Origin of the sequence: Comamonas piscis (assembly GCF_014109725.1) — a bacterium.
Taxonomy (GTDB): domain Bacteria; phylum Pseudomonadota; class Gammaproteobacteria; order Burkholderiales; family Burkholderiaceae_C; genus Comamonas; species Comamonas piscis.
In genome coordinates this window covers 1,657,277-1,678,616 of sequence record NZ_CP058554.1, presented here as the reverse complement: position 1 = coordinate 1,678,616, position 21,340 = coordinate 1,657,277, and the positions used below count along the sequence as shown (strand labels likewise).

21 protein-coding genes are annotated in these 21,340 nt (G+C 63.8%); 12 read left to right on the top strand and 9 right to left on the bottom strand.

Annotation, left to right across the window (positions count from 1 at the left end; translation table 11 throughout):
- Window positions 1–26 precede the first annotated feature (26 nt).
- Window positions 27–1,832, bottom strand: coding sequence for a bifunctional anthranilate synthase component I family protein/class IV aminotransferase (locus HS961_RS07500; RefSeq protein ID WP_327012017.1), 1,806 nt, complete (start codon window positions 1,830–1,832; stop codon window positions 27–29).
- A 109-nt stretch (window positions 1,833–1,941) separates the two neighbouring features.
- On the opposite strand from HS961_RS07500, the gene HS961_RS07495 reads away from it, so the two are divergent.
- Together HS961_RS07495 and HS961_RS07490 are read left to right on the top strand one after the other, a co-directional pair.
- Window positions 1,942–2,574 carry a tRNA-uridine aminocarboxypropyltransferase gene (locus HS961_RS07495; protein WP_182327110.1) on the top strand — a complete coding sequence of 211 codons (633 nt, stop codon included), beginning with the start codon at window positions 1,942–1,944 and terminating at the stop codon, window positions 2,572–2,574.
- A gap of 117 nt (window positions 2,575–2,691) precedes the next feature.
- A complete protein-coding gene (locus HS961_RS07490) occupies window positions 2,692–4,221 on the top strand; it encodes a M20/M25/M40 family metallo-hydrolase (RefSeq protein ID WP_182327109.1) in 1,530 nt (509 codons plus the stop codon).
- A 58-nt stretch (window positions 4,222–4,279) separates the two neighbouring features.
- On the opposite strand, the gene HS961_RS07485 is transcribed toward HS961_RS07490, so the two are convergent.
- Both HS961_RS07485 and HS961_RS07480 read right to left on the bottom strand, forming a co-directional pair.
- Window positions 4,280–5,332, bottom strand: a complete 1,053-nt coding sequence (locus HS961_RS07485) for a purine-nucleoside phosphorylase (RefSeq protein ID WP_182327108.1) — start codon at window positions 5,330–5,332, stop codon at window positions 4,280–4,282.
- A 43-nt stretch (window positions 5,333–5,375) separates the two neighbouring features.
- Window positions 5,376–6,365 (bottom strand): LysR family transcriptional regulator, encoded by a 990-nt coding sequence (locus HS961_RS07480; RefSeq protein WP_182327107.1) that lies wholly within the window; start codon window positions 6,363–6,365, stop codon window positions 5,376–5,378.
- 140 nt (window positions 6,366–6,505) lie between these two features.
- Between HS961_RS07480 and lysA the strand changes: the two genes are divergently transcribed.
- Window positions 6,506–7,756, top strand: a complete 1,251-nt coding sequence (gene lysA, locus HS961_RS07475; protein ID WP_182327106.1) for a diaminopimelate decarboxylase — start codon at window positions 6,506–6,508, stop codon at window positions 7,754–7,756.
- Between the two features lie 4 nt (window positions 7,757–7,760).
- On the opposite strand, the gene HS961_RS07470 is transcribed toward lysA, so the two are convergent.
- Window positions 7,761–9,170, bottom strand: a complete 1,410-nt coding sequence (locus HS961_RS07470) for a PLP-dependent aminotransferase family protein (protein ID WP_182327105.1) — start codon at window positions 9,168–9,170, stop codon at window positions 7,761–7,763.
- A 100-nt stretch (window positions 9,171–9,270) separates the two neighbouring features.
- Between HS961_RS07470 and HS961_RS07465 the strand changes: the two genes are divergently transcribed.
- Window positions 9,271–10,596 carry a hydroxymethylglutaryl-CoA reductase, degradative gene (locus tag HS961_RS07465; RefSeq protein ID WP_272956301.1) on the top strand — a complete coding sequence of 442 codons (1,326 nt, stop codon included), beginning with the start codon at window positions 9,271–9,273 and terminating at the stop codon, window positions 10,594–10,596.
- 123 nt (window positions 10,597–10,719) lie between these two features.
- Window positions 10,720–11,616, top strand: coding sequence for an NAD(P)-dependent oxidoreductase (locus tag HS961_RS07460; protein WP_272956300.1), 897 nt, complete (start codon window positions 10,720–10,722; stop codon window positions 11,614–11,616).
- Between the two features lie 15 nt (window positions 11,617–11,631).
- Here HS961_RS07460 and HS961_RS07455 read toward each other — a convergent pair whose 3' ends face one another.
- From HS961_RS07455 to HS961_RS07440, 4 genes are all read right to left on the bottom strand, one after another.
- Window positions 11,632–12,633, bottom strand: coding sequence for an NAD(P)H-dependent glycerol-3-phosphate dehydrogenase (locus tag HS961_RS07455; RefSeq protein ID WP_182328167.1), 1,002 nt, complete (start codon window positions 12,631–12,633; stop codon window positions 11,632–11,634).
- Window positions 12,634–12,754: 121 nt separating this feature from the next.
- Window positions 12,755–13,216 (bottom strand): protein-export chaperone SecB, encoded by a 462-nt coding sequence (gene secB, locus HS961_RS07450; protein ID WP_182327102.1) that lies wholly within the window; start codon window positions 13,214–13,216, stop codon window positions 12,755–12,757.
- A gap of 154 nt (window positions 13,217–13,370) precedes the next feature.
- Window positions 13,371–13,628, bottom strand: a complete 258-nt coding sequence (gene grxC, locus HS961_RS07445) for a glutaredoxin 3 (protein WP_182327101.1) — start codon at window positions 13,626–13,628, stop codon at window positions 13,371–13,373.
- An 88-nt stretch (window positions 13,629–13,716) separates the two neighbouring features.
- Window positions 13,717–14,124 carry a rhodanese-like domain-containing protein gene (locus HS961_RS07440; protein ID WP_182327100.1) on the bottom strand — a complete coding sequence of 136 codons (408 nt, stop codon included), beginning with the start codon at window positions 14,122–14,124 and terminating at the stop codon, window positions 13,717–13,719.
- A 249-nt stretch (window positions 14,125–14,373) separates the two neighbouring features.
- Here HS961_RS07440 and gpmA point away from each other — a divergent pair, with 249 nt between their 5' ends.
- From gpmA to HS961_RS07420, 4 genes are all read left to right on the top strand, one after another.
- Entirely contained in the window at window positions 14,374–15,114 is a 741-nt protein-coding gene (gene gpmA / locus HS961_RS07435; protein ID WP_182327099.1) for a 2,3-diphosphoglycerate-dependent phosphoglycerate mutase, read from the top strand.
- Between the two features lie 232 nt (window positions 15,115–15,346).
- Entirely contained in the window at window positions 15,347–16,861 is a 1,515-nt protein-coding gene (locus HS961_RS07430; protein ID WP_182327098.1) for a S41 family peptidase, read from the top strand.
- An 89-nt stretch (window positions 16,862–16,950) separates the two neighbouring features.
- Complete coding sequence (locus HS961_RS07425) at window positions 16,951–17,721, top strand: HesA/MoeB/ThiF family protein (protein WP_182327097.1); 771 nt, start codon at window positions 16,951–16,953, stop codon at window positions 17,719–17,721.
- Between the two features lie 138 nt (window positions 17,722–17,859).
- On the top strand, window positions 17,860–18,246 hold the full coding sequence (locus HS961_RS07420; RefSeq protein ID WP_182327096.1) for a response regulator: 387 nt from the start codon (window positions 17,860–17,862) through the stop codon (window positions 18,244–18,246).
- Between the two features lie 77 nt (window positions 18,247–18,323).
- On the opposite strand, the gene HS961_RS07415 is transcribed toward HS961_RS07420, so the two are convergent.
- Window positions 18,324–18,956 carry a response regulator transcription factor gene (locus tag HS961_RS07415; RefSeq protein ID WP_021026242.1) on the bottom strand — a complete coding sequence of 211 codons (633 nt, stop codon included), beginning with the start codon at window positions 18,954–18,956 and terminating at the stop codon, window positions 18,324–18,326.
- 109 nt (window positions 18,957–19,065) lie between these two features.
- On the opposite strand from HS961_RS07415, the gene HS961_RS07410 reads away from it, so the two are divergent.
- The 3 genes from HS961_RS07410 to HS961_RS07400 all read left to right on the top strand — a co-directional run bounded on the left by HS961_RS07410 (window position 19,066) and on the right by HS961_RS07400 (window position 21,312).
- Complete coding sequence (locus tag HS961_RS07410; protein WP_182327095.1) at window positions 19,066–20,403, top strand: CHASE3 domain-containing protein; 1,338 nt, start codon at window positions 19,066–19,068, stop codon at window positions 20,401–20,403.
- A 248-nt stretch (window positions 20,404–20,651) separates the two neighbouring features.
- The gene (locus HS961_RS07405) at window positions 20,652–20,813 is read left to right on the top strand and encodes a DUF1328 domain-containing protein (protein WP_021026244.1); all 162 of its coding nucleotides are present in this window, start codon (window positions 20,652–20,654) and stop codon (window positions 20,811–20,813) included.
- 112 nt (window positions 20,814–20,925) lie between these two features.
- Window positions 20,926–21,312 carry a hypothetical protein gene (locus HS961_RS07400; protein ID WP_182327094.1) on the top strand — a complete coding sequence of 129 codons (387 nt, stop codon included), beginning with the start codon at window positions 20,926–20,928 and terminating at the stop codon, window positions 21,310–21,312.
- Window positions 21,313–21,340: the final 28 nt, after the last annotated feature.

Sequence of the window (21,340 nt, the reverse complement as noted above, 5' to 3'; positions counted from 1 at the left end):
CACGAACCAGCCCTATTCAGGCAGTCTCAGCTAGACATCCCAGCCTGCTGCCACACCGGCACCTCGCCCAGCACCTGCGCCGGTAGCCACCCCCGCAGGCTGTTGAGAAAAGCCCAGGCCTGAACGCGCGGCACATCGCGCAAATGCACCACGCCCTCCTCCACCCTGCCTGTCTCTAACGCCAGCCGGCGGCCCACACCGGGCAACAAGCCGCAGTGCAGCGCGGGCGTGATCCAGCGGCCATCGATCTGCATGGCGATATTGCCCCGGGTGGTTTCGGTGATCTCACCTGCCTCGTTCCACAGCAGGGTGTCGAACACGCTGCTGTCTTGCGGCGCCCAGCGCTCGTAATGCGCGCGGCGGGTGGTTTTAAAGCGCACAAACTCGCCCTGCGCCTCGGCCAGCGGTGCGGGCGCCCATTGCAGGCTGACCTGGTCGGGCGATGGCGGACAGGCAAAGGCCTCGGCCTGGAAAGTGCCCTGCGCATTGAGCAGCAGGCGCAGGCGCCACAGGCCTTGAGGATGAGCCTGGGCCAGGCCGTCCAAAGCCGCTTGCGCGGCCTCCCCATCCCAGCGGTAGCCAAAATGCGCGGCGGCAGCGGCCATGCGCTGCAGGTGCAGCGCGGCATGGCGCAGCAGGCCATCGTCCAGCGCCAGGGTTTCGATCAGCGCAAAAGGCATGCTGGCCCGCTCCAGAAAGGCACGCTTGTGCCGCCATTCACGCCATTCGCCGTCAGCAGTGGCATCGGCGGTGATGCCGCTGCCAATGCCGCATTGCAGCTGCGTGCCGCGCAAGGCCACGGTGCGGATGGGGACGTTGAAGGTGGCGCGTATGCCCCCTGCGCCATCAGACCGTACAACGCCCAAAGCGCCGCAGTACCAGCCGCGTGGCTCCGTCTCCAACGCGGCAATCGCCTGCATGGCTGCCCGCTTGGGCGCGCCAGTGATAGAGCCGCAAGGGAACAAGGCCTGCATCACATCGACCAGCCCCGTGCCCTGGGGCAGGCGGGCACGCACGTCCGAGGTCATCTGCCACACCGTGGGCAGCGCCTGCAGCGCAAACAGCTGCGGCACTTGCACGCTGCCTAGCTCCGCAATGCGCGCCAGGTCATTGCGCAGCAGGTCGACGACCATCACATTCTCGGCCCGCTCCTTGGCCGATGCGCGCAAGGCCTGGGCCTGGGCCTCGTCCTGTTCGGGGTTGGTGCCCCGGGGGGCCGTGCCCTTCATCGGGCGGGTCAAGATATCGCCCGCGCCGCTGGCCGGCTGGTGCCAGTCAAAAAACAGCTCGGGCGATACAGACAGCAGTTGCTCATCGCCCTTGTGGATATGCAGCGCGTAGCCGCCGGGCTGCGCTTGTTGCAATGCAGCAAATAGCTTCGCGCCATCCACCTGGCCGCCGCCAGGCAAGGTGCTGCGGCCATGGAGCTGCTGGGTGTAGTTGATCTGGTAGTAAGCGCCATTGCGGATATCGGCATGGATGCGCACCATCTGCGCATCAAAATGCGGCCGGGTCAGCGTGTTCTGCCATTGCAGTTGCGGCGCTGCGGTGTCAGTTGAAGGCGCAGGCGCCGTTTCGGGCGCTGGGGCATCCCAGATCGCAAACCATGCCAGTGCCTCAGCGCTAGGCGCTGCCTGTGTTGGCAAATAGGGGTTCAGCGCCGTGGCGGCCTCATAGCGCAGGCCTCCCACACAGCAGGCGCCCGCGCGGGCGGCTTGCTCCACGGCGGCCAACAAGCGCTGCAACGAAGGCGCATCCTGCGCCTCCAGCACCCGGTCAGGGCCAGACAGGTTCAGGCGCAGCCGCTCCTCAGCGACCAAAGGCTGGCTCATATCGATGCAGGCAAAAAAGGGCTTGTGCGCTGTCATAGGGGCGCCAGCATAGCGGCGGCGCCTTGTCCTTGCAGGACAATAGCCATCTGTCTGCTCCCAACCTGCCCCCGTGCCATCCTCCACGCGCCGCGCCCAATGCCCCACTTGCCTGCGCCCGCAGAGCGCCTGCATCTGCGCGCTGGCGAACACCGCGTTGGCCGATACCCAGGTCCTCATCCTGCAGCACCCGCTGGAGCTGCAAGAGGCCAAGGGCACCGCCCGCCTGCTGCACCTCTGCCTGCCAGGCAGCCGACTTGAGGTTGGCGAGGCCTTTGAGCCGCAGCAGCTGCAGCAATGGCTGTACGGCGCCTGGCCCGGCGCCGAGTCACCGCAGCAAACGCTGCTGCTCTACCCCCAGACACCCGACCAGCCCGCCGCCCTGACGGCGCTGATAGATGGCGACGCGCCAGCCCCTGTGCGGCGCCTGGTACTGATCGATGGCACCTGGCGCAAAAGCCGCAAGATGCTCTATGCCAACCCACTGCTGGCCCAGCTGCCGCGCCTGGCGCTGACCGATACCGGGCCTGCCGGCTACCGCATCCGCAAAGCGCCGCGCGATGGCCAGCTCTCGACCTTGGAGGCCGCCGCTCTGGCACTGCAGCAGCTGGAGGCCTGGCCCGATGGCGCCCCGCCGCTGCAGGCGCTGCAGCAGTCGTTTGAAGGGCTGATCGCGCAGTACGAACGCCTGCGTGCGGCACATTAACCAATTGGCGCCCTGGCGACAATGCACCCGCCTGCCTGCCCGTGGGTGCGCACGCACTCGGAGATACTCCAAGCCATTGCCTAGAACCTGTTTTCCTTTCTCTGACGGAGCCCTTGCATGAAGTTCGCAACCCTCACCCTGCTCAGCGCCGCGCTGTGCGCAGCCGGCCTGGCCCAGGCCGCTTCCCCATCGGATGCCGCCGTGCAAAAAGCCAGCAGCGCCAGCCTGCGTGAATGGATCGAGGTGCTGGCCCTGCCCAATGACTCGAATGTGGCGGCCGATATCGAGAAGAATGCGCAGTGGTTCAAGGCGGCGTTGGATAAGCGCGGCTTCCAGACCCAGCTGCTGCCCAACCAGGGCAAGCCCATGGTGCTGGCCACCCTGCCGCCCGTGCCTGGCGCCACCAAGACGGTGCTGTTCTACGCGCACATGGATGGCCAGGCAGTGACCCCTTCCGAATGGCAGCAGGAGAGCCCCTGGAAGCCGGTGCTGAAGGAGCGTCAGGCCGATGGCGCCTGGAAAGAGATTGCACTGGACCAGCTCTATGGCGCCCAGCCCGACCGCGAGTGGCGCGTGTTTGGCCGTTCATCGTCCGATGACAAGGCGCCGATCATCATGCTGATGGCCGCGCTCGACGCCCTCAAACAGCAGGGCCTGGCGCCCAGCACCAATATCAAGATCCTGCTCGACTCGGAAGAGGAAAAGGGTTCGCCATCGCTGGGCGGCGTGATCGATGCCCACCTGGAGGCCTTGAAGGCGGATGCGCTGTTGGTGCTCGATGGCCCCATGCATGCCAGCAACCGCCCCACCCTGGTGTTTGGCAACCGGGGCGTGGCACAGGCCACCTTGACGGTCTACGGCGCCAGCCAGGATCTGCACAGCGGCCACTACAGCAACTATGCCGCCAACCCGGCATTCACGATGGCGCAGCTGCTGGCATCGATGAAGGCGCCCGATGGCCGGGTGCTCGTCAAAGGCTACTACGACGGCATCAGTTTTGATGCCTCCACCCAGGCGGTGATGAAGGCCGTGCCCGATGACGAAGTCGCGCTGCGCAAGCGCCTGGGCATTGCCCAGGCCGAGAAGGTGGGCAGCAACTACCAGGAAGCGATGCAGTACCCATCGCTCAATGTGCGCGGCCTGCAAAGTGCTGACGTAGGCGCCAAGGCCCGCACCGTGGTGCCCGCCCAGGCGATTGCCGAGCTGGACCTGCGCACGGTGCCCGAGACCCCGCCCGAGCGCCTGCTGCAATTGCTCAAGACCCATATCGAAGGCCAGGGCTTCACCCTGATTGACGGCGAGCCCAGCACCGAGCAGCGCGCCCAGTACCCCAAGCTGGCGAGCCTGAAGATGGGCGGCGTATCGGCCTCGTCCAGCGCTGTGCGCACCGACCTGAACGCCCCCATTGGCGACTGGCTGCGCCAGGGCATGCAGCAGGCCTGGGGCCAAGCCCCTGTGCAGATCCGCATGATGGGCGGCACAGTGCCCACGGGTGCCGCGGTGCAGGCGCTGAAGGTGCCCTTTGTGATTGTGCCGATGGTGAATGCCGACAACAACCAGCACAGCAAAAACGAGAACATGCGCCTGGGCAACTACTTCGATGGCGTCAAGAGCCTGGCGTCCATCCTGACCCAGCCCTGGAAATAAGCCAAAAAAAAAGGCCCCCCAAGCGGATTGGGGGGCCTGATGTGCGTAGCGGATCAACTTAGCGCTGTGCTGGCACGCCGTCTTTCCACTGCGGCCAGTCCTTCACCACGGTGTCGACAAACACGCCGCCCACCGCCACCACATTGGCCACCGTCTCGGCAAAGCCGCCCGCGGTGTCGCCCGGCTTGGGGTCCAGGTGGGCCTGGGTGGTTTCCTGCGGGTTGCCCTGGTCAAAATTGACGGAGCCGCGCAGGCTCAAGATCCGGTCCGTGCCATGGCTGCGCTTGAGCACCAGCGCAATGGCGGCGGCCTCCATCTCAGTGGCGACATAGTCGTCCGCCCCATAGAGCTTGGCGATGTACTGCGCCTCCTTGGACAGGCCCGGGCCATGGAAGAAGGTGTCTCCCGTCATATGCGTTCCCACATGTACGCTGGGCGCCTTGCGGGCCGCCGCATCGGGGTAGCGCATGCGGTAGCGCTGGGCGGAATCGCTGTCTTGCAAGGGCACGGCGCGGGTCATCGCATAGGCGGCTTGGGTCAGGGCCGGGTTCAGCGCAAAGCGGCGGTAGTCTTCATAACCTTTGCGCGGCACAAACACCGGCGCACCGGGCTGGCCCTCTTCCGGCGCCCAGCGGTGGCCCAGGTCGTAATCGACCAGCCAGCTGCCCCAGGTCACATCGCCAATGGTGCCGCGCGATGGCGGCGTGCCGGCCACGCCGCTGATCACATAGTAGGCCTGGTCAAAATTGAACTGCGGGTTCAGCACGATGGCCTGGATCGACGCCGAGGCATTGACCTTGCCCATGCCCAGCACGCTGCCACACACGCCATCGGCATTGCAGAACACCGGCCCTAAAGCACCCGGCACCTGGATCGGCTGGGCATTGCGGAAGTAGCGCTCATACCAGTGCTGGAACTCGCCGGCCCGGTCGCCGGTGTTGGCGCCGATCTCAAACATGGCCGCGACAAACACCTTGACCTGGATGGGTGGCGCAGCCTGGGCCGTGGTGGGCGTGTGGCTGCCGGTGCTGGCGCAACCTGACAGCAGCGCCAGCAACAGGGCGCTGGCGCACAGCGGCCGGGCGAGGGAACGAAGCGGGGCAAACAACATGGGGCGATTCTCCTGGTCAGACCACCGGCATATCAGCGGCATATCAGCGCGATCCGGCGTGCTGCGCATTGTAGGTGGGCAGGCTGGCTGCCGCCTGGCCCAGCGCTGTCACCAAGGCATCCACTTCGGGCACAGCGGCCCGGTGCAGCGGCAGCAGCACCTGGGTGCGGAAAGGAATCGAAAACGCCAAAGGCCGCTGCACCAGCCCTTGGCCCATGCAGGCCTGTGCGGTGAAGGGGTTCACGATCGCCAGACCCAGGCCGTTTTGCACCATGGCGCATACCGCTACGGCGCTGTGCGTGTCCAGCAGCATTTGCCGGGCCACACCGGCGTCGGTAAACACCTGGTCGATCTCGCTGCGGTAGGGGTCGCCCTCGGCCAGGCTGATAAAGGCCTGGCCGTCAAAGTCGGCTGGCTGCAGCTTTTTCTTGCGCGCCAGCGGGTGGCCTGCCGGCAGCACTGCCACCTCGTCCACCGCGGGCAGCGCCACCGCGCGCGTGCCCGCCGGCGCCTCGCCCTGCTCGGTCAGGCCCAGGTCATAGCGCTGTGCCGCCATCCACTGCTGCAGCAAGGGGGACTCTTGCGTGGCCACACTGACTGCCACCGGCCCTTGCGCCTGCTGCATCTGCGCCAGCGCCGCCGGCAGCAGCGCATGGCTGAGTGCCGGCATGCTCAGCACATTGATTCGCGCCGCCTGGGGGCGCGACAGCGCCACCGCCCGGTCAATCACCCGATCCAGCCCCTGCCAGCTGCGTTGCACCTCTTCCCACAGCGCCAAGGCGCGCGCATTGGGCCGCAGCCTGCCTTGCACCCGCTCAAACAGCGGGTAGCCCAGCAGCTGCTCCATGCGCGCCAGATCGCGGCTCACCGTCGGCTGAGAACTGAACAGCAGCCCCGCCGCCCCTGTCACGCCCCCGGCCAGCATGACGGCGCGAAACACCTCGATATGGCGGTGCTGCAGTCGGGGCGCTGATGGGCTGGCGTCCTGGAACGGATCGGAAGCTGGCGGATGGGGAGCTGGCGAACGTGGCATGGGGAGGCGGCACTAAAGAAAGACATATCCATTATGAATGACATGCCGATAAATAAGCATTAGACCAAATACCCCGCGCCGGGCACACTGAGCGCCTGATTTCTCCGATCCCTGATTCCAAAGCCTCCGGCACACCGACTATGAGCAACCCCTTTACCCCCGATCTGCTGTGGCAGCTGGCCGATGACTTCAACACCCCTTTGTGGGTGTATGACGCGGACACCATCCGCCAGCGCATTGCCGAGCTGCAGGCATTCGACACGGTGCGCTTTGCGCAAAAGGCCTGCTCCAACATCCATGTGCTGCAGCTGATGCGTGCGCAAGGCGTCAAGGTGGATGCGGTGTCGCGCGGTGAAGTACTGCGCGCGCTGGCAGCCGGCTACCAAGGCGGTTTTGGCGAGCCCTCCGACATTGTGTTCACTGCCGATGTGATGGACCAGGCCACCTTGGCCACCGTGGTCGAGCACAAAATTCCTGTCAATGCCGGCTCTATCGACATGCTGCACCAGCTGGGCCAGGCATCGCCCGGCCATGCGGTCTGGCTGCGCATCAACCCCGGCTTTGGCCATGGCCACAGCAACAAGACCAATACCGGCGGCGAGCACAGCAAGCATGGCATCTGGCACAGCGACCTGACGATGGCGCTGGCGGTGATCGCCGAGCGCGGCCTGCAGCTGGTGGGCCTGCATATGCACATTGGCTCGGGTGTGGACTACAGCCACCTGCAAGAGGTCTGCGGCGCGATGGTGCAGCTGGTGCAGCGCACCCATGCGGCCGGCCACCGCCTGCAGGCCATCTCGGCCGGCGGCGGTCTGTCCATCCCCTACAAAGAGGGCGACGCCACCATCGACACCCAGCATTACTTTGGGCTATGGGATGCGGCACGCAAGCAGGCCGAGGCGCTGGTGGGCCACCATCTGGGTCTGGAGCTGGAACCGGGCCGCTACCTGGTGGCCGAATCCGGCGTACTGCTCGGGACCGTGCGCGCAACCAAGAACGCCGGCAGCAACCACTTTGTACTGGTCGATACCGGCTTTAACGAGCTGATGCGCCCATCGATGTACGGCAGCTACCACGGCATGCATGTGCAGCGCCGTGGCGTAGGCGTGCTGCCTGCGCAAGGCGATGCGGTCGTTGCCGGCCCGCTCTGCGAATCGGGCGATGTTTTCACCCAGGGCGAAGCAGGCGTGGTGCTGCCGCGTCCGCTGGGCGATGCGCAGGTGGGCGATCTGCTGGTCATCCACGACACCGGTGCCTACGGCGCCTCCATGTCCAGCAACTACAACAGCCGCCCGCTGGCGGCCGAAGTGCTGGTCGAAGACGGCAAGGCGCGCCTTATCCGCCGCCGCCAGACAGTGGACGAGCTGCTGGCGCTCGAACTCGGCCTCTGATCAATCAGCCCCGGACCGCGCGCCATGCCGCCAGCGCCGCATCCAGACGCGGCGACTGCATGGCCCCGACATTGCAGCGCGACCAGCGCGAGGTGGCGCTGCTGTCGAGGCTGAACACCCGGCCCGGCGCCATCGTCACCTGCTGAGCCCGCAGTTGCTCCGCCAGTTGCACGGCGTCATCGCAACCGGGGAAGGCCGCCCAAAGGTAGAGCGACTGCTCGCTGCGCGCAAACACCTCGCAGCCCTGGCAGTCCATCCATGCCAGCGCCTGCGCCGTAGCCTGGCCCAGGCGCCCGCGCAGCCGCACCAGATGCCGCTCATACTGGCCCTCGCGCAGCATCACATCGACCATGCGCTCGCAGTACTCCGAGCCACTCACATGGATGAGGCTGCGCAGATCGGCCAGGTCGCTGGCGAGATCCGGGTGGCAGGCGATAAAGCCCACCCGCAGCGCCGCAGAGAACGACTTGGAAAAACTGCCGATGTAGATGGTGCGCGCCAATTGGTCCAGCACCGACAGGCGTGTGGACGAGGTCGGTTTGAAATCGGCCAGCGGGTCGTTCTCAACGATCAGCATCTGCTGCTGGCCCGCCAGCTGCAAGATGCGCTGTGCCTTGGCAGCGCTCAGGTCTGAGCCGGTGGGGTTGTGCGCCAGCGACTGGGTAAAGAACAGACGCGGGCGCTCGGTGTGCAGCAATCGCTCCAGCGCCTCCACATCGGGGCCATCGGCCTGGCGCGGCACGCCCAGTACGCGGGCCCCTGCCAGCTTGAGCTTGCCAAACAGCAGGTAGTAGCCGGGGTCATCGACCAGTACCGTTTCCCCCGGCTGCACCCAGTGGCGGATGACCAGGTCGAGCGCGTCATTGGCGCCTTGGGTCAGCAGCAGCTGCTGGGAGGTCACCCCCAGGCCGAACATGCCCAGCTTGCGCACAAGGCTGTCGCGCAGCGGTGCATAACCCATGCGGCTGCCGTAACGGAACAGCGCGCCCAGCCCCGTGCGCACGACCTTCTGGTGGTAGCGGTCCAGCCGCATATCGGCCAGCCAGTCGATGGGCGGAAAACCATCGCCCAGCGCCAGCGCATCGGGCTGGGTCTTGAGCTGCTCGCGCATCAGCCAGACGACATCCATCGCGCGCTGCAGCGGCGCGCTGTCATCGCTGCGCGCCATCGCGGCAGCGGGGCTTTGCAGCAGCACATAAAAGCCCGATCCGCGCCGTGCCTCCACCAGCCCGCGTGACACCAGCAGCTCAAACGCCGCCACCACCGTGTTTTTGGCATAGCCGTGCAGTTGGGCCAAGGCCCGCAGCGATGGCAGTTTGTCGCCGGGGCGCAGCACACCGCCCGCAATCTGCCGGCCCAGCATGTCTGCCAGATTGTCTGCAATCGAGGCCTTGCGGCCAAAGGCTGTGGGCATGGGTGCTCCGTGGAGGGGCCTACGCGGATGCTGCATTGCAGCAGCACTGTCCCGGCAAACTGTACCTGTCTAGATGGGTACAGTTTAGGTAGATTGGCGGCTGGTATCGCACAAACCCCAAAAAGATCCGGAGACACAGATGAGCACCGATTCCCGCCTGCCGCAATTTCGCGCCCTCAGCCCCGCCCAGCGCTGGGACTTTATCGCCAAGGCCTGCCAGCTGACGCCCGAGGAGCATGCGCTGCTGGCCCAGCCCGGCGCGTTGCCGCTGAACCTGGCCGACGGCATGATCGAAAACGTGATCGGCACCTTTGAGCTGCCCATGGGCGTGGCCGGCAATTTCCAGGTCAATGGCCGCGATGTGCTGGTGCCGCTGGCGGTCGAAGAGCCCTCGATCATCGCCGCAGCCTCGTTCATGGCCAAGCTGGCACGCGAGGACGGGGGGTTTCAGACCTCCAGCACCCTGCCGCTGATGCGTGCCCAGGTGCAGATTGTCGGTATCAGCGACCCCTATGGCGTGCGGCTGGCGCTGTACCAGGCGCGTGCCCAGATCCTGGAGCTGGCCAACAGCCGCGACAAGGTGCTGATTGGCCTGGGCGGCGGCTGCAAGGACATCGAAGTCCATGTCTTCCCCGACTCACCCCGTGGCCCCATGGTGGTCATGCACCTGATCGTCGATGTGCGCGATGCCATGGGCGCCAACACCGTCAACACCATGGCGGAATCAGTGTCGCCGCTGATCGAGCAGATCACCGGAGGCGCGGTGCGGCTGCGCATTCTCTCCAACCTGGCCGATCTGCGCCTGGCCCGCGCCCGCGTGCGGCTGACTCCCCAAACCCTGACGACGGCCGAGCGCAGTGGCGAGGAAATCATCGAAGGTGTGCTCGATGCCTACACCTTTGCCGCCATCGACCCCTACCGCGCCGCGACCCACAACAAGGGCATCATGAACGGCATCGACCCGGTCATCGTCGCCACCGGCAATGACTGGCGCGCGGTGGAGGCCGGCGCCCACGCCTATGCCAGCCGCAACGGCCGCTACACATCGCTCACCACCTGGGAGAAAGACAGCACCGGCGCGCTGGTCGGCACCATTGAGCTGCCGATGCCCGTGGGCCTGGTCGGCGGCGCCACCAAGACGCATCCGCTCGCGCGGCTGGCGCTCAAGATCATGCAGGTGAAATCCGCCCAGGAGCTGGGCGAGATTGCCGCTGCCGTAGGCCTGGCGCAAAACCTGGGCGCCCTGCGCGCCTTGGCCACCGAAGGTATCCAGCGCGGCCATATGGCCTTGCATGCCCGCAATATTGCGCTGGTGGCCGGGGCGGTAGGCGATGAAGTCGAGCAAGTCGCCAAGCGGCTGGCTGCCGAACACGATGTGCGCACCGACCGCGCACTGGAAGTGCTGGCCGAGCTGCGCGCGCGCTGAGAGGGCCCCCAGGGGCGGCAAGCGCTGGTCACCAAGTTGACTGCGCTTGCACCCGCCGCCGCCGCTGCGCAAAAGGCTTGGAGTACCCTTAGGCCCTTCCATCCATATGTACAGCGCCAGGAGATTTCCATGCCATCGCAAACAGCCCAGCCGGTCGTCGGCCTGATAGGGGTCGGCCTGATGGGCCACGGCATCGCCCGCAATGTAGCGGCCAAAGGCTTCCAGCTCTATGTGCTGGAGCACCCTGGCAACCAGCCGCTGACCGAGCTGCTGAGCCTGGGCACGCGCACCTGCCAAAGCCCGGCCGAGCTGGCCAGCCACTGCGATGTGATCATCCTCTGTGTGACGGGTTCTCCCCAGGTTGAGGCCGTGCTGACCGGCGAACAAGGCCTGCTGTCGGCGCTGCGCCCCGGCACGGTGGTGATCGATTGCTCCACGGCCGTGCCTGCATCGACCTTGCGCATGGCCCAGGCCGTGCAAGCCGCAGGCGGGGAGTTTATCGATGCACCGATGACCAAGACCTCCAAGCAAGCCCACGACGGCCAGCTCAATTTGCTGGTCGGTGGTGATGCGGCCGTGCTGGCCCAGGTGCAACCGGTGCTGGCCACCTTCACCAGCCAGGTCACCCATGTGGGCGCGCTGGGCGACGGCCACCGCATGAAGCTGCTGCACAACTTTGTCTCCGTGGGCCAGATGAGCCTGCTGGCCGAGGCCACCGCCTGCGCGCGCAAGCAGGGCATGGACATGCAAGCCTTCCACAGCGTGCTGGCCGCAGGCGGTGGCGCCGGTGTGGCGCTGGACCGTTTGCAGTCCTACATCCTGGCCGATGACCCCTCGGGCATCGCGTTCTCGATCTCCAACGCCGCCAAGGATTTGAGCTACTACAGCACCATGGCCCATGACGCCCAGGCCGCCAGCCGCATCGCCGATGCTGCAGCGAGCACCCTGCAGGACCAGGTCAAGGCGCAGCACGGCGATGCCATGCTGCCTTCGTTGATTGGCCTGCTGGCCAAATCCTGATGATCTGCGCGCCGCCTATTCGGCGCGCGGTTCACGCTCCATCAGCGCCTGCACCACATCACGCGCCGACATGCTGCCGCCCAGCAAGGCCACGACGGCAGCGGTGATCGGCATCTCCACGCCCAGCTTCTGGGCGCGCTGCAGCACCGTACGGGCGCTGTACACCCCTTCGGCCACATGGCCGAGCGACTGCACCGCCTGCTCCAGGCTCTGGCCCTGGGCCAGCAATAGGCCGATCTTGCGGTTGCGCGACAGATCTCCGGTGGCAGTCAGCACCAGATCACCGAGGCCGGACAGGCCCATGAAGGTATCGGTCTGCGCGCCGAGCGCCACGCCCAGGCGCGTCATCTCGGCCAGGCCGCGCGTCACCAGCGCCGCGCGGGCATTCAAGCCCAGGCTCAGGCCATCACAGAGCCCGGTGGCAATAGCCAGCACATTCTTCACGGCGCCACCCACTTCGACACCGCTGATATCGTCATTGGCATAGACGCGCAGGTTGTCGCCATGGAAGGCCGCCACCAGTGCATCGCGCACATCGGCATGGCGGCTGGCCGCTACCAACGCGGTGGGTTGGTGCTGGGCCACCTCTTGCGCAAAGCTCGGGCCGCTCAGCATGCCGGCATGCAGATGGGGCGCCACCTGGGCACAGACCTCATTGCCCAGCAGCCCATGGCTGCCGGTGGGGGCATCGGGGGCCACGGCTTCAAAACCCTTGCTGAGCCAGGCCACCGGCACCTGGCAGTCGCGCAACATCGTCAGACCACCGCGCAGTGCCGCCATCGGCGTGCCCAGCACAATCAGCTCGGCTTGGGCCACCAGAGGCTGCAGATCGCCGCTGCACACCTCTAGCGCATCGGGCAGACGAATGCCTGGCAGATAGCGCTGGTTCTCGCGGCTGGTGTGCAGCTGGCTGGCCTGTTGCGCATCCCGCGCCCACAGCTGCACGCTATGGCGGGCAGCAGCATGCATGGCCAAAGCCGTTCCCCAGGCACCCGCACCAATCACCAAGATCTTCATAGCCACCCACCCCTCTTAGATGCTTTCAAACAGTGTCGCTGCGCCCGACCAATACCCCGGCAGATACAACAAAGGCCTTGCAACCGAGACTGCAAGGCCCTTGCGTTGGCAGCAGCGGCGATTACTGGGCCAGTGCGGCACCTGCACCAGCGCCATTGGCCTGGGCTTGTTGCTGTTCGTACATGGCCTGGAAGTTGATTTCCGCCAGGTGCACAGGCGGGAAGCCAGCGCGGGTCACGATATCTGCCACGTTGCCGCGCAGGTAAGGGTAGACGATCTGTGGGCAAGCCACGCCAATGACAGCACCCATCTGGTCTTCAGGGATGCCACGGATCTCGAAAATACCGGCTTGCTTGGCTTCCACCAGGAAAACGGTCTTGTCTTCGATCTTCGTCTGCACGGTGGCGGTCACGGCCACTTCGTAGATGCCATCGGCCACGGGGGTGGCTTCCACGCCCAGCTGGATGTCCACGCTTGGCTGGGTTTGCTCCAACAGGATCGCTGGCGAGTTGGGTTGTTCCAGCGACGCGTCCTTCAGGTACACGCGTTGAATTTGGAACACGGGATTTTCTTGATCCGCCATGGTTGTCTGTCTTTCGCTAGAAAATGAAATGGATGGAGCCTGCGATGCCGCCCGGTGTGCGCCCCTCGCATGCAGCCTGCCATTATGCAATGGCAAAGTGACAGCGCCGCCAAGCAGCAACCCCCAGGTCAAGGGGCATGCAGAAAGGGGAAACTCAGGACTGGAGCAAAGGCAGCAGACCACCGCGCTGGTCCAGCGCGATCAGGTCATCGCAGCCGCCCACGTGGGTGTCGCCGATGAAGATCTGCGGTACGGTACGGCGTCCAGTGGACTCCATCATCACGGCACGTTGCGCCGGATCGCTGTCGATCCGGATTTCTTCAATCTGCGCTACGCCCTTGGATTGCAGCACCTGCTTGGCACGCGTGCAATAAGGGCAGTAAGCGGTGGTGTACATCTTTACAGCTTGCATGAGAGTGTCCTGCGGCCCGCACGCGCAAAGCGCGCAGGCCTGTCAATGATGTGTCTAAAGCCAGCACATGGGGTTCAAATCCCAAAAATCAAGCCTTCTTGATGGGCATGCTGGCAGCGCGCCAGCCCTTCATGCCACCGGCCAGCGCCTGCACATTGGTGTAGCCCAGCTTCTTGGCTACGGCCACGGCGCGCTGCGAACGTTGGCCCTGTGCGCACACCAGAATCAGCGGCAAGGCCTTGTTTTTGACGACATTGGGCAGCTGCGCTTCCAACTGGTCAAACGGCACATTCTTGGCATTGCTGATGTGGCCAGCGCCGAATTCCTGCGCATCGGACACATCCACCACCACGCCCTTTTCACGGTTGATCAGTGCCACGGCATTGGCGGGCGTCAAGGTGCCGCCCCCCATGCTCTTCATTGCAGGCATCATCAGCATCACGGCGGAGGCGATGACCAGCACGATCAGATACCAGTTGTCGATCAGAAAGTTCACACAAGTCCCTTGTCAAAAAATTCTCAAACAGCCTCACATTCTAAAAGGGCCACCATGCCGCTGCACGATAAAAGCCTTTGATGCGCTTCAAGCGTCGCGCGGCGCTGCGATGGCCAAGCTGTGCAGCACCCGTGGGATTTAGACCTGCCTCTACAATCGGCGCCATTGTGAATGCAGCGCACGCCCGGCCCTGTAGCGCCCGGCCCGCCCGCAACACCCACCGATTTCTGACTATCGCACGAGGATTGCATGTACAAGCTTGTCCTGATTCGCCACGGTGAATCGACCTGGAACCTGGAAAACCGCTTCACCGGCTGGACCGATGTGGACTTGACGGATACCGGCGTGGCGCAAGCCAAGCAGGCCGGCCAGCTGCTCAAGGCAGAGGGCTATGACTTTGATGTGGCGTTCACCAGCGTGCTCAAGCGCGCCATCCGCACCCTGTGGCACACCCTGGACGAGATGGACCGCACCTGGTTGCCAGTGCAAAAGTGCTGGCAGCTCAACGAGCGCCACTATGGCGCCCTGCAAGGCCTGAACAAGGCGGAAACCGCCAAGAAGTTTGGCGACGAGCAGGTGCTGGTATGGCGCCGCAGCTACGACACGCCGCCACCTGCGCTGGAGTCAGGCGACCCACGCAGCGAAAAGGGCGACCGCCGCTATGCCGGCGCTGCCGACCAGGTTCCGCTGACCGAATGCCTCAAGGACACCGTGGACCGCGTCATTCCGTTCTGGAACGAGGCGATTGCGCCCGCCATTCAAAAAGGCGAGCGTGTCGTGGTGGCTGCCCATGGCAACTCGATCCGCGCCTTGGTCAAGTACCTCGATGGTGTGTCGGACAGCGACATCGTGAACCTGAACATCCCCAATGGTATCCCGCTGGTCTATGAGCTGGACGCCAACCTGAAGCCCCTGCGCCACTACTACCTGGGTGATGCTGAAGCGGCTGCCAAGGCCGCTGCGGCCGTGGCCTCGCAAGGCAAGGCCTAAGCGCAGGCCCACCAGCGCTGCCAGGACCGGCCGCACGCAGTCCCAGCCTGCCGGTCTGAGAAAAAACGGGAACTCCCTGGCATCAGCCGGAGTCTGAACGAAGCAGCCGGCTACGCGCCGGCTGTTTGCTGCCGAAGGTAAATACTTGTCTTAACAGCCAGAAACCGAGGCACTCCTACGCCAGCGCAGGCGCTTGGGTGTATATTGGCACGCTATAGAAAGTTGTGAGCATATGGGCCAAAAATTGAAGATTGCAGGCTGGGTTTCACTGGGCGTGGTCGCCGGCGCCCTTACTACCGTGTCTTTGCAGACGGTCGCAAGGGGCGTGATGTCTCCCATGCCGCTGGAAGAAATCCAGCAGCTGTCCGCAGTGTTCGGCCTGATCAAGACCGACTATGTCGAGCCGGCCGATGACAAAAAGCTCATCACCGATGCCATCTCCGGCATGGTCTCGGGCCTCGATCCCCACTCGCAGTACTTCGACAAGAAGTCCTTCCGCGAGTTTCAGGAAGGCACCAGCGGCAAATTCGTCGGTGTCGGCATCGAGATCACCCAGGAGGACGGGCTGATCCGCATCGTCTCCCCGATCGAAGGTTCGCCCGCTGACCTGGCTGGCCTCAAGACCAATGACCTGATTACCAAGATCGATGACACGGCAGTCAAGGGGCTGTCGCTCAACGATGCCGTCAAGCGCATGCGAGGCGAACCCAACACCAAGGTGGTGCTGACGATTCTGCGCAAGGACGAGAGCCGCAGCTTCCCCGTCACCATCACCCGCACCGAGATCAAGACCCAGTCCGTCAAGGCCAAGATGGTCGAGCCAGGCTACGGTTGGGTGCGCGTCTCCCAGTTCCAGGAACGCACGGTCGACGACTTTGTGCGCAAGGTGGAAGACCTGTACAAGCAGGACCCGAACCTGAAGGGCCTGGTGCTGGATCTGCGCAATGATCCGGGCGGTTTGCTGGATGCAGCCGTGGCTATCTCGGCCGCGTTCCTGCAGCCGAATGTGACCGTGGTGACCACCGACGGCCAATTGGCCGAGAGCAAGTCCATCTTCCGTGCCTCGCCCGAGTTCTACGCCCGCCGTGGCAGCGACCCGATCCGTTCGCTGCCTGCCGCCATCAAGAACATTCCGCTGGTCGTGCTGGTCAACGAAGGCTCGGCATCGGCTTCCGAGATCGTCTCCGGCGCGCTGCAGGACCACAAGCGTGCCACCATCATGGGCGCCCAGACCTTTGGCAAGGGCTCCGTGCAAACCGTGCGTCCCCTGGGCCCGGACACCGGCATCAAGCTGACCACGGCGCGTTATTACACGCCAAGCGGCAAGTCGATCCAGGCCAAGGGCATCGTGCCCGACATCATGGTGGACGAATCGGCCGAAGGCGATTTGTTTGCCGCACTGCGCACCCGCGAGGCGGATCTGGAAAAGCATTTGTCCAGCGGCCAAGGCCCAGAGGTCAAGGACGAGGCCCGCGAGAAAGCCCGCGAAGCCGCATTGAAGCGCCTGGACGAAGAGAGCAAGAAGCCCGCCTCGGAGCGCCGCCCTCCCGAGTTCGGCTCGGACAAGGACTTCCAGCTGCAACAAGCGCTGCACCAGCTCAAGGGTGAGCCCGTGCAGGTCAGCCAGACCAAGACCGAGCGCCCGGCCGAGAAAAAGGACGAGGAAAAAACCAGTACCAGCGACAAGCCCGCAGAGTCGACCACCGACGACACCAAGCTGCCGCCCGCGACCGAGCCCAAGAAGTAAAGCCCCATCACCCAGCCTTTTTGAGGCTGCATCCAGAGGCCGCAAGCAGAGTTCCTGCTGCGGCCTTTGTTTTTTCCGACAATAGGCCCATGAACGACGAGCAACTACTGCGCTACTCCCGCCATATCTTTCTGGACGAGATCGGCATCGAAGGCCAGGAGGCCATCCTCGCTGCCCATGCGGTGGTGATTGGCGCTGGCGGCCTGGGCAGCCCGGCGGCGATGTACCTGGCATCCGCCGGCGTAGGCCGCATCAGCCTGGTCGATGACGACACGGTGGACCTGACCAATTTGCAGCGCCAGATTGCCCATACCACCGAACGCGTCGGACAGCCCAAGGTGAGCTCCTGCGCAGCCAGCCTGCTCGCCATCAACCCGCATGTCCAGCTCAGCACCGTGCAGGAGCGGGTGGATGAACAGCGCCTGCAGGCCCTGGTGGCCGACGCCACCGTGGTGCTGGACTGCACCGACAACTACCGCACGCGCCAGGCCATCAATGCCGCCTGCGTGGCGCAGCGCAAGCCTTTGGTGAGCGGTGCAGCCATCCGTTTCGATGGCCAGATCAGCGTGTTTGACAGGCGCCGAGATGGTGCTGCCTGCTACGCCTGCCTGTTCTCACCCGACGAGCAGTTCGAGGAAGCCAGCTGCTCCACGATGGGCGTGTTCGCGCCACTGGTAGGCATCATCGGCACCATGCAGGCGGCCGAAGCGCTCAAGCTCATCGCCGGCATTGGCCACAGCCTCGACGGTCGGTTGATGATGCTGGAGCTCAAGGACATGGAGTGGAGCACGATGCGGATCAACCGCAACCCCGCTTGCCCGGTCTGCGGCCAAACGCATGCCGCCAATGCCGCCTTGTAGTTCATTATTTATATAAATTTATAGATTTAAATAAAACCTACAAGGCTTTGTCCTACTTACGCCATCCTTTCAGACCGATGGCTTGCGCTCGGCTTGTTGCTATGATTGTTACGGTAAGACACACCCGTGTAGACGTATATGCATCGCCGTTTGAAAACCTATCTGGTAGAAGACAATAAGACCATCCGCGACAACCTGATAGCCACATTGGAAGATTTGGCACAGGTGGAGACCGTGGGGCATGCCAGCACCGAAACTGACGCCGCTACCTGGCTCAGCAATCCGTCGACCGACTGGGATTTGGCCGTGGTCGATATTTTCCTGCTCGAAGGCAGTGGCTTAGGAGTGCTGGAAAAACTGCAGGAGCGAGCGCCCCACCAGCACTTGGTGATCCTCAGCAACTACGCCACGCCCAGCATGCGCGAGCGCTGCGCACAGTTAGGCGCCAATCGGGTGTTTGACAAGTCCGAAGACATTGATGCGCTGATTGACTACTGTGTGGAGCGCACATCGCAGCTGCAGTGAGCGCCACCATGTTGCCCTGCAGGCAGGTACAAAAAAGCGGCCCCGGTAGGCCGCTTGTTTTGCAAAGGCATATGCGCTCAATCAATCAAGCCGTTTTTCAGCGCGTAATAGGTCAGGTCGCTGTTCGATGCCAGGCCCATTTTCTCCATCAAGCGCGTGCGGTAGGTGCTCACGGTCTTGACGCTCAAGGACAGCTGGTCGGCGATATTGCCTGCCGTCTCGCCCTTGGCCAGCTTCAAAAACACCTGAAATTCGCGTTCGGACAGCTGCTCATGCGGCGGAGCGTCTTCCTTGCGGTGCAGCTGCTGCGCCAGCAGATCGGCGACCGCTGGCGTCAGGTAACGCTTGCCCAGCGAAATGGTGCGCAGCGCCTCCACGATCTCGGAGGGGTCGCATTCCTTGTTCAGGTAGCCACTGGCGCCTTGCCGGATCAGGTTGATCGCGTAATGCGCTTCGGGGTAGCCGCTCAGGATCAATATACCCATATCCGGCGCCTTGGCACGCAGCATGGCCAGCGCATCGATCCCGCTTTGACCCGGCATGGACAGGTCCATGATCAGCACATCGATCTCTTCCTTGCGCACCAGGTCGATGGCTTCACGGCCATTGGCCGCCTCCCCGACCACCCGCAGGTCGACATGTTCGGCCAGAAATTGCTTGAGGCCCGAGCGCACAATCGCGTGGTCATCGACGATACCAACTTTAATCATATATCCCCTCATGCAGCGCAGACTGCAGCACCTGCCACACGCAGGCGCCGCCCAAAGTTTGCACTATTATCACTCGCATAAACCAAAAACCATCAAAAAAGGAAGCTCCATGCGTTGGTCTCGCTTGCGCAAATGGGCCATCAGTTTGCCAGCCGCCTTTTTGGCCGCTGCCGTGCTGATTGGCATCAACGAAGCTGGTTACTACCGCTCGCACGATTCGCTGCAGAACCTCACGGTCACCTACCAGACCCGCACCACCCTGGACAAGCTGATGCAGCAGCTGGTGGATGCAGAAACCCACGCACGCGGCTACCTGCTCAGCGGCGAAGACAGCAACCTGGCCGACTACCAGCAGGCCTGCACCAATGCCAACAATGCCGTCGATGAGCTCCGCGCCATCTACAGCGTGTTTCCGGAAGATCTGCAGACCTCATCGATGCTCGGCCGCGAAGTGGCCAAGCGCCTCAGCCAGATGGACACCAGCATTGCGCTGCGGCGCGAGGGCCTGGAAGAGGCCTGGCGCTTTCTGGTCAAAAGCCCGGAAGCCAAAGCCACGATGGAGAGCATGCGCAAGCTCAGCAATGAGCTGGTGATCCACAGCAATGAGAGGCGCATGCACAACGAGGCCGAGATTCTCAAATCGCTGACCCTCGCACGCCTGGGCATCGCGATGGTCAGCATCGTGGGCCTGCTGGCGTTCTACCTTTACCTGCGCCAGTCCAACCGCCTCACCGGCCTGATGCTGCGCGAGCAGCGCATGCTGGAGGACGAGCGGGACCAGCTGGAAAAACAAGTGCGCCAGCGCACCGCCACCCTGGGCGAGCTGGCCACCCACTTGCAGCAGGTGCGTGAGGACGAGCGTGCCCACCTGGCGCGCGAGCTGCACGATGAGCTGGGCGCCTTGCTCACCACGGCCAAGCTCGATGTGGCGCGCCTCAAGTCCAAGATCGACATGACCGCACCCGATGTGCAAGAGCGCATCAAGCACCTGATCGAAACCCTCAACAGCGGTATCGCCCTCAAGCGCAGCATCATTGAAAACCTGCGGCCCTCGTCGCTGTCCAACCTGGGCTTGACGGCCTCGCTGGAGATCCTGGCCAAGGAGTTCTCCGAGAGCAGCAATGTGGCCGTCGAGTTGAGCCTTGAGCAGATCAATGTGCCCGAAGCCATGCAGCTGAGCATCTACCGCCTGATCCAGGAGTCGCTCACCAACATCGGCAAATACGCGCAGGCGGGCCATGTGCTCATCAGTCTGCAAAGCCATCCCAAGCATGTGTTCGTGCAGGTGCGCGACGATGGCATCGGTTTCGACCCCAGCCAAGCGCATCCCAATTCGCACGGCCTGGCCGGCATGCGCCACCGCATCGAGGCCAGCGGCGGCCGGCTGCACATCGCCTCTGCACCACAGCAAGGCACCACCATCTCGGCCAACCTGCCACAAAACTGAGCGTGCAGGCGGCGTCCGGCCTGCCCTCATCCATCCGACCAAGCATCCGCAGCACCGCGCCCAACGGCCGGTGCTGCGCTTGGTTACGCGCATGCCCAACAGCCCCCCGCCCGCGCCCGATCCCCACATCGCGGGAACCGTCCTACATCGCTTCTTCGCACCTACTGGCAAGCCTGCATGCAGGCAGCATCCAGAATGCAGTCATTGCTCGCACCTTCTTGCACAGCAAACAACATGAGGAGAAAAATATGCTGCATTACGCAGTTGTCTTCCTGGTCATTGCACTGATCGCAGCCGTCTTCGGCTTTGGCGGTATTGCGGCCAGCGCTGTCGGTATTGCCAAAATTTTGTTTGTGATTTTTATCGTGCTGGCCGTGGCATCGTTCCTGATGGGTCTACTGAAAAAGTAGCCACCCTGCCATCGCTTGAACCTGTGCGCACCAAAGGCTACATTTAAAGCGCAGGTGCAGGTCAACGTACACTGCAAGATCTTCATTGAACATCATAGAAAGAGGCTATTTCATGGATACCGAAAAAATTGCCAAGGACGCTGTGGACAAAGTCGAAGAGACCGCCAACGACGTGCTCGAAGGTGCAGACAAGGCAGTGAGCCAGACCCGCCGTGCGGTGAAGTCTGCAGCCCAAAAGGCAGAGCGTGCCATCGATGAATACGGCCATGAAAAGAACCACTCCATCGACCACATCGCCTCTCGCGCCCAGGACTGGGCCGAGCGCGGCATCGGAATCGCGGCAGATTCGTCGCACCGAGCCCGTGAGCAGTTCTACCGTGCGCAAGAGCGTGCCAATGAGTACGTCTCTGACCAACCAGGCAAGTCGATGGCCATCGCCATGGCCGCAGGTGCCGCACTGGCAACCCTGGTCATCATGGCAACCCGCCGTCGCGACTGATTTTTAAGTATCTATCGGCATATAACGG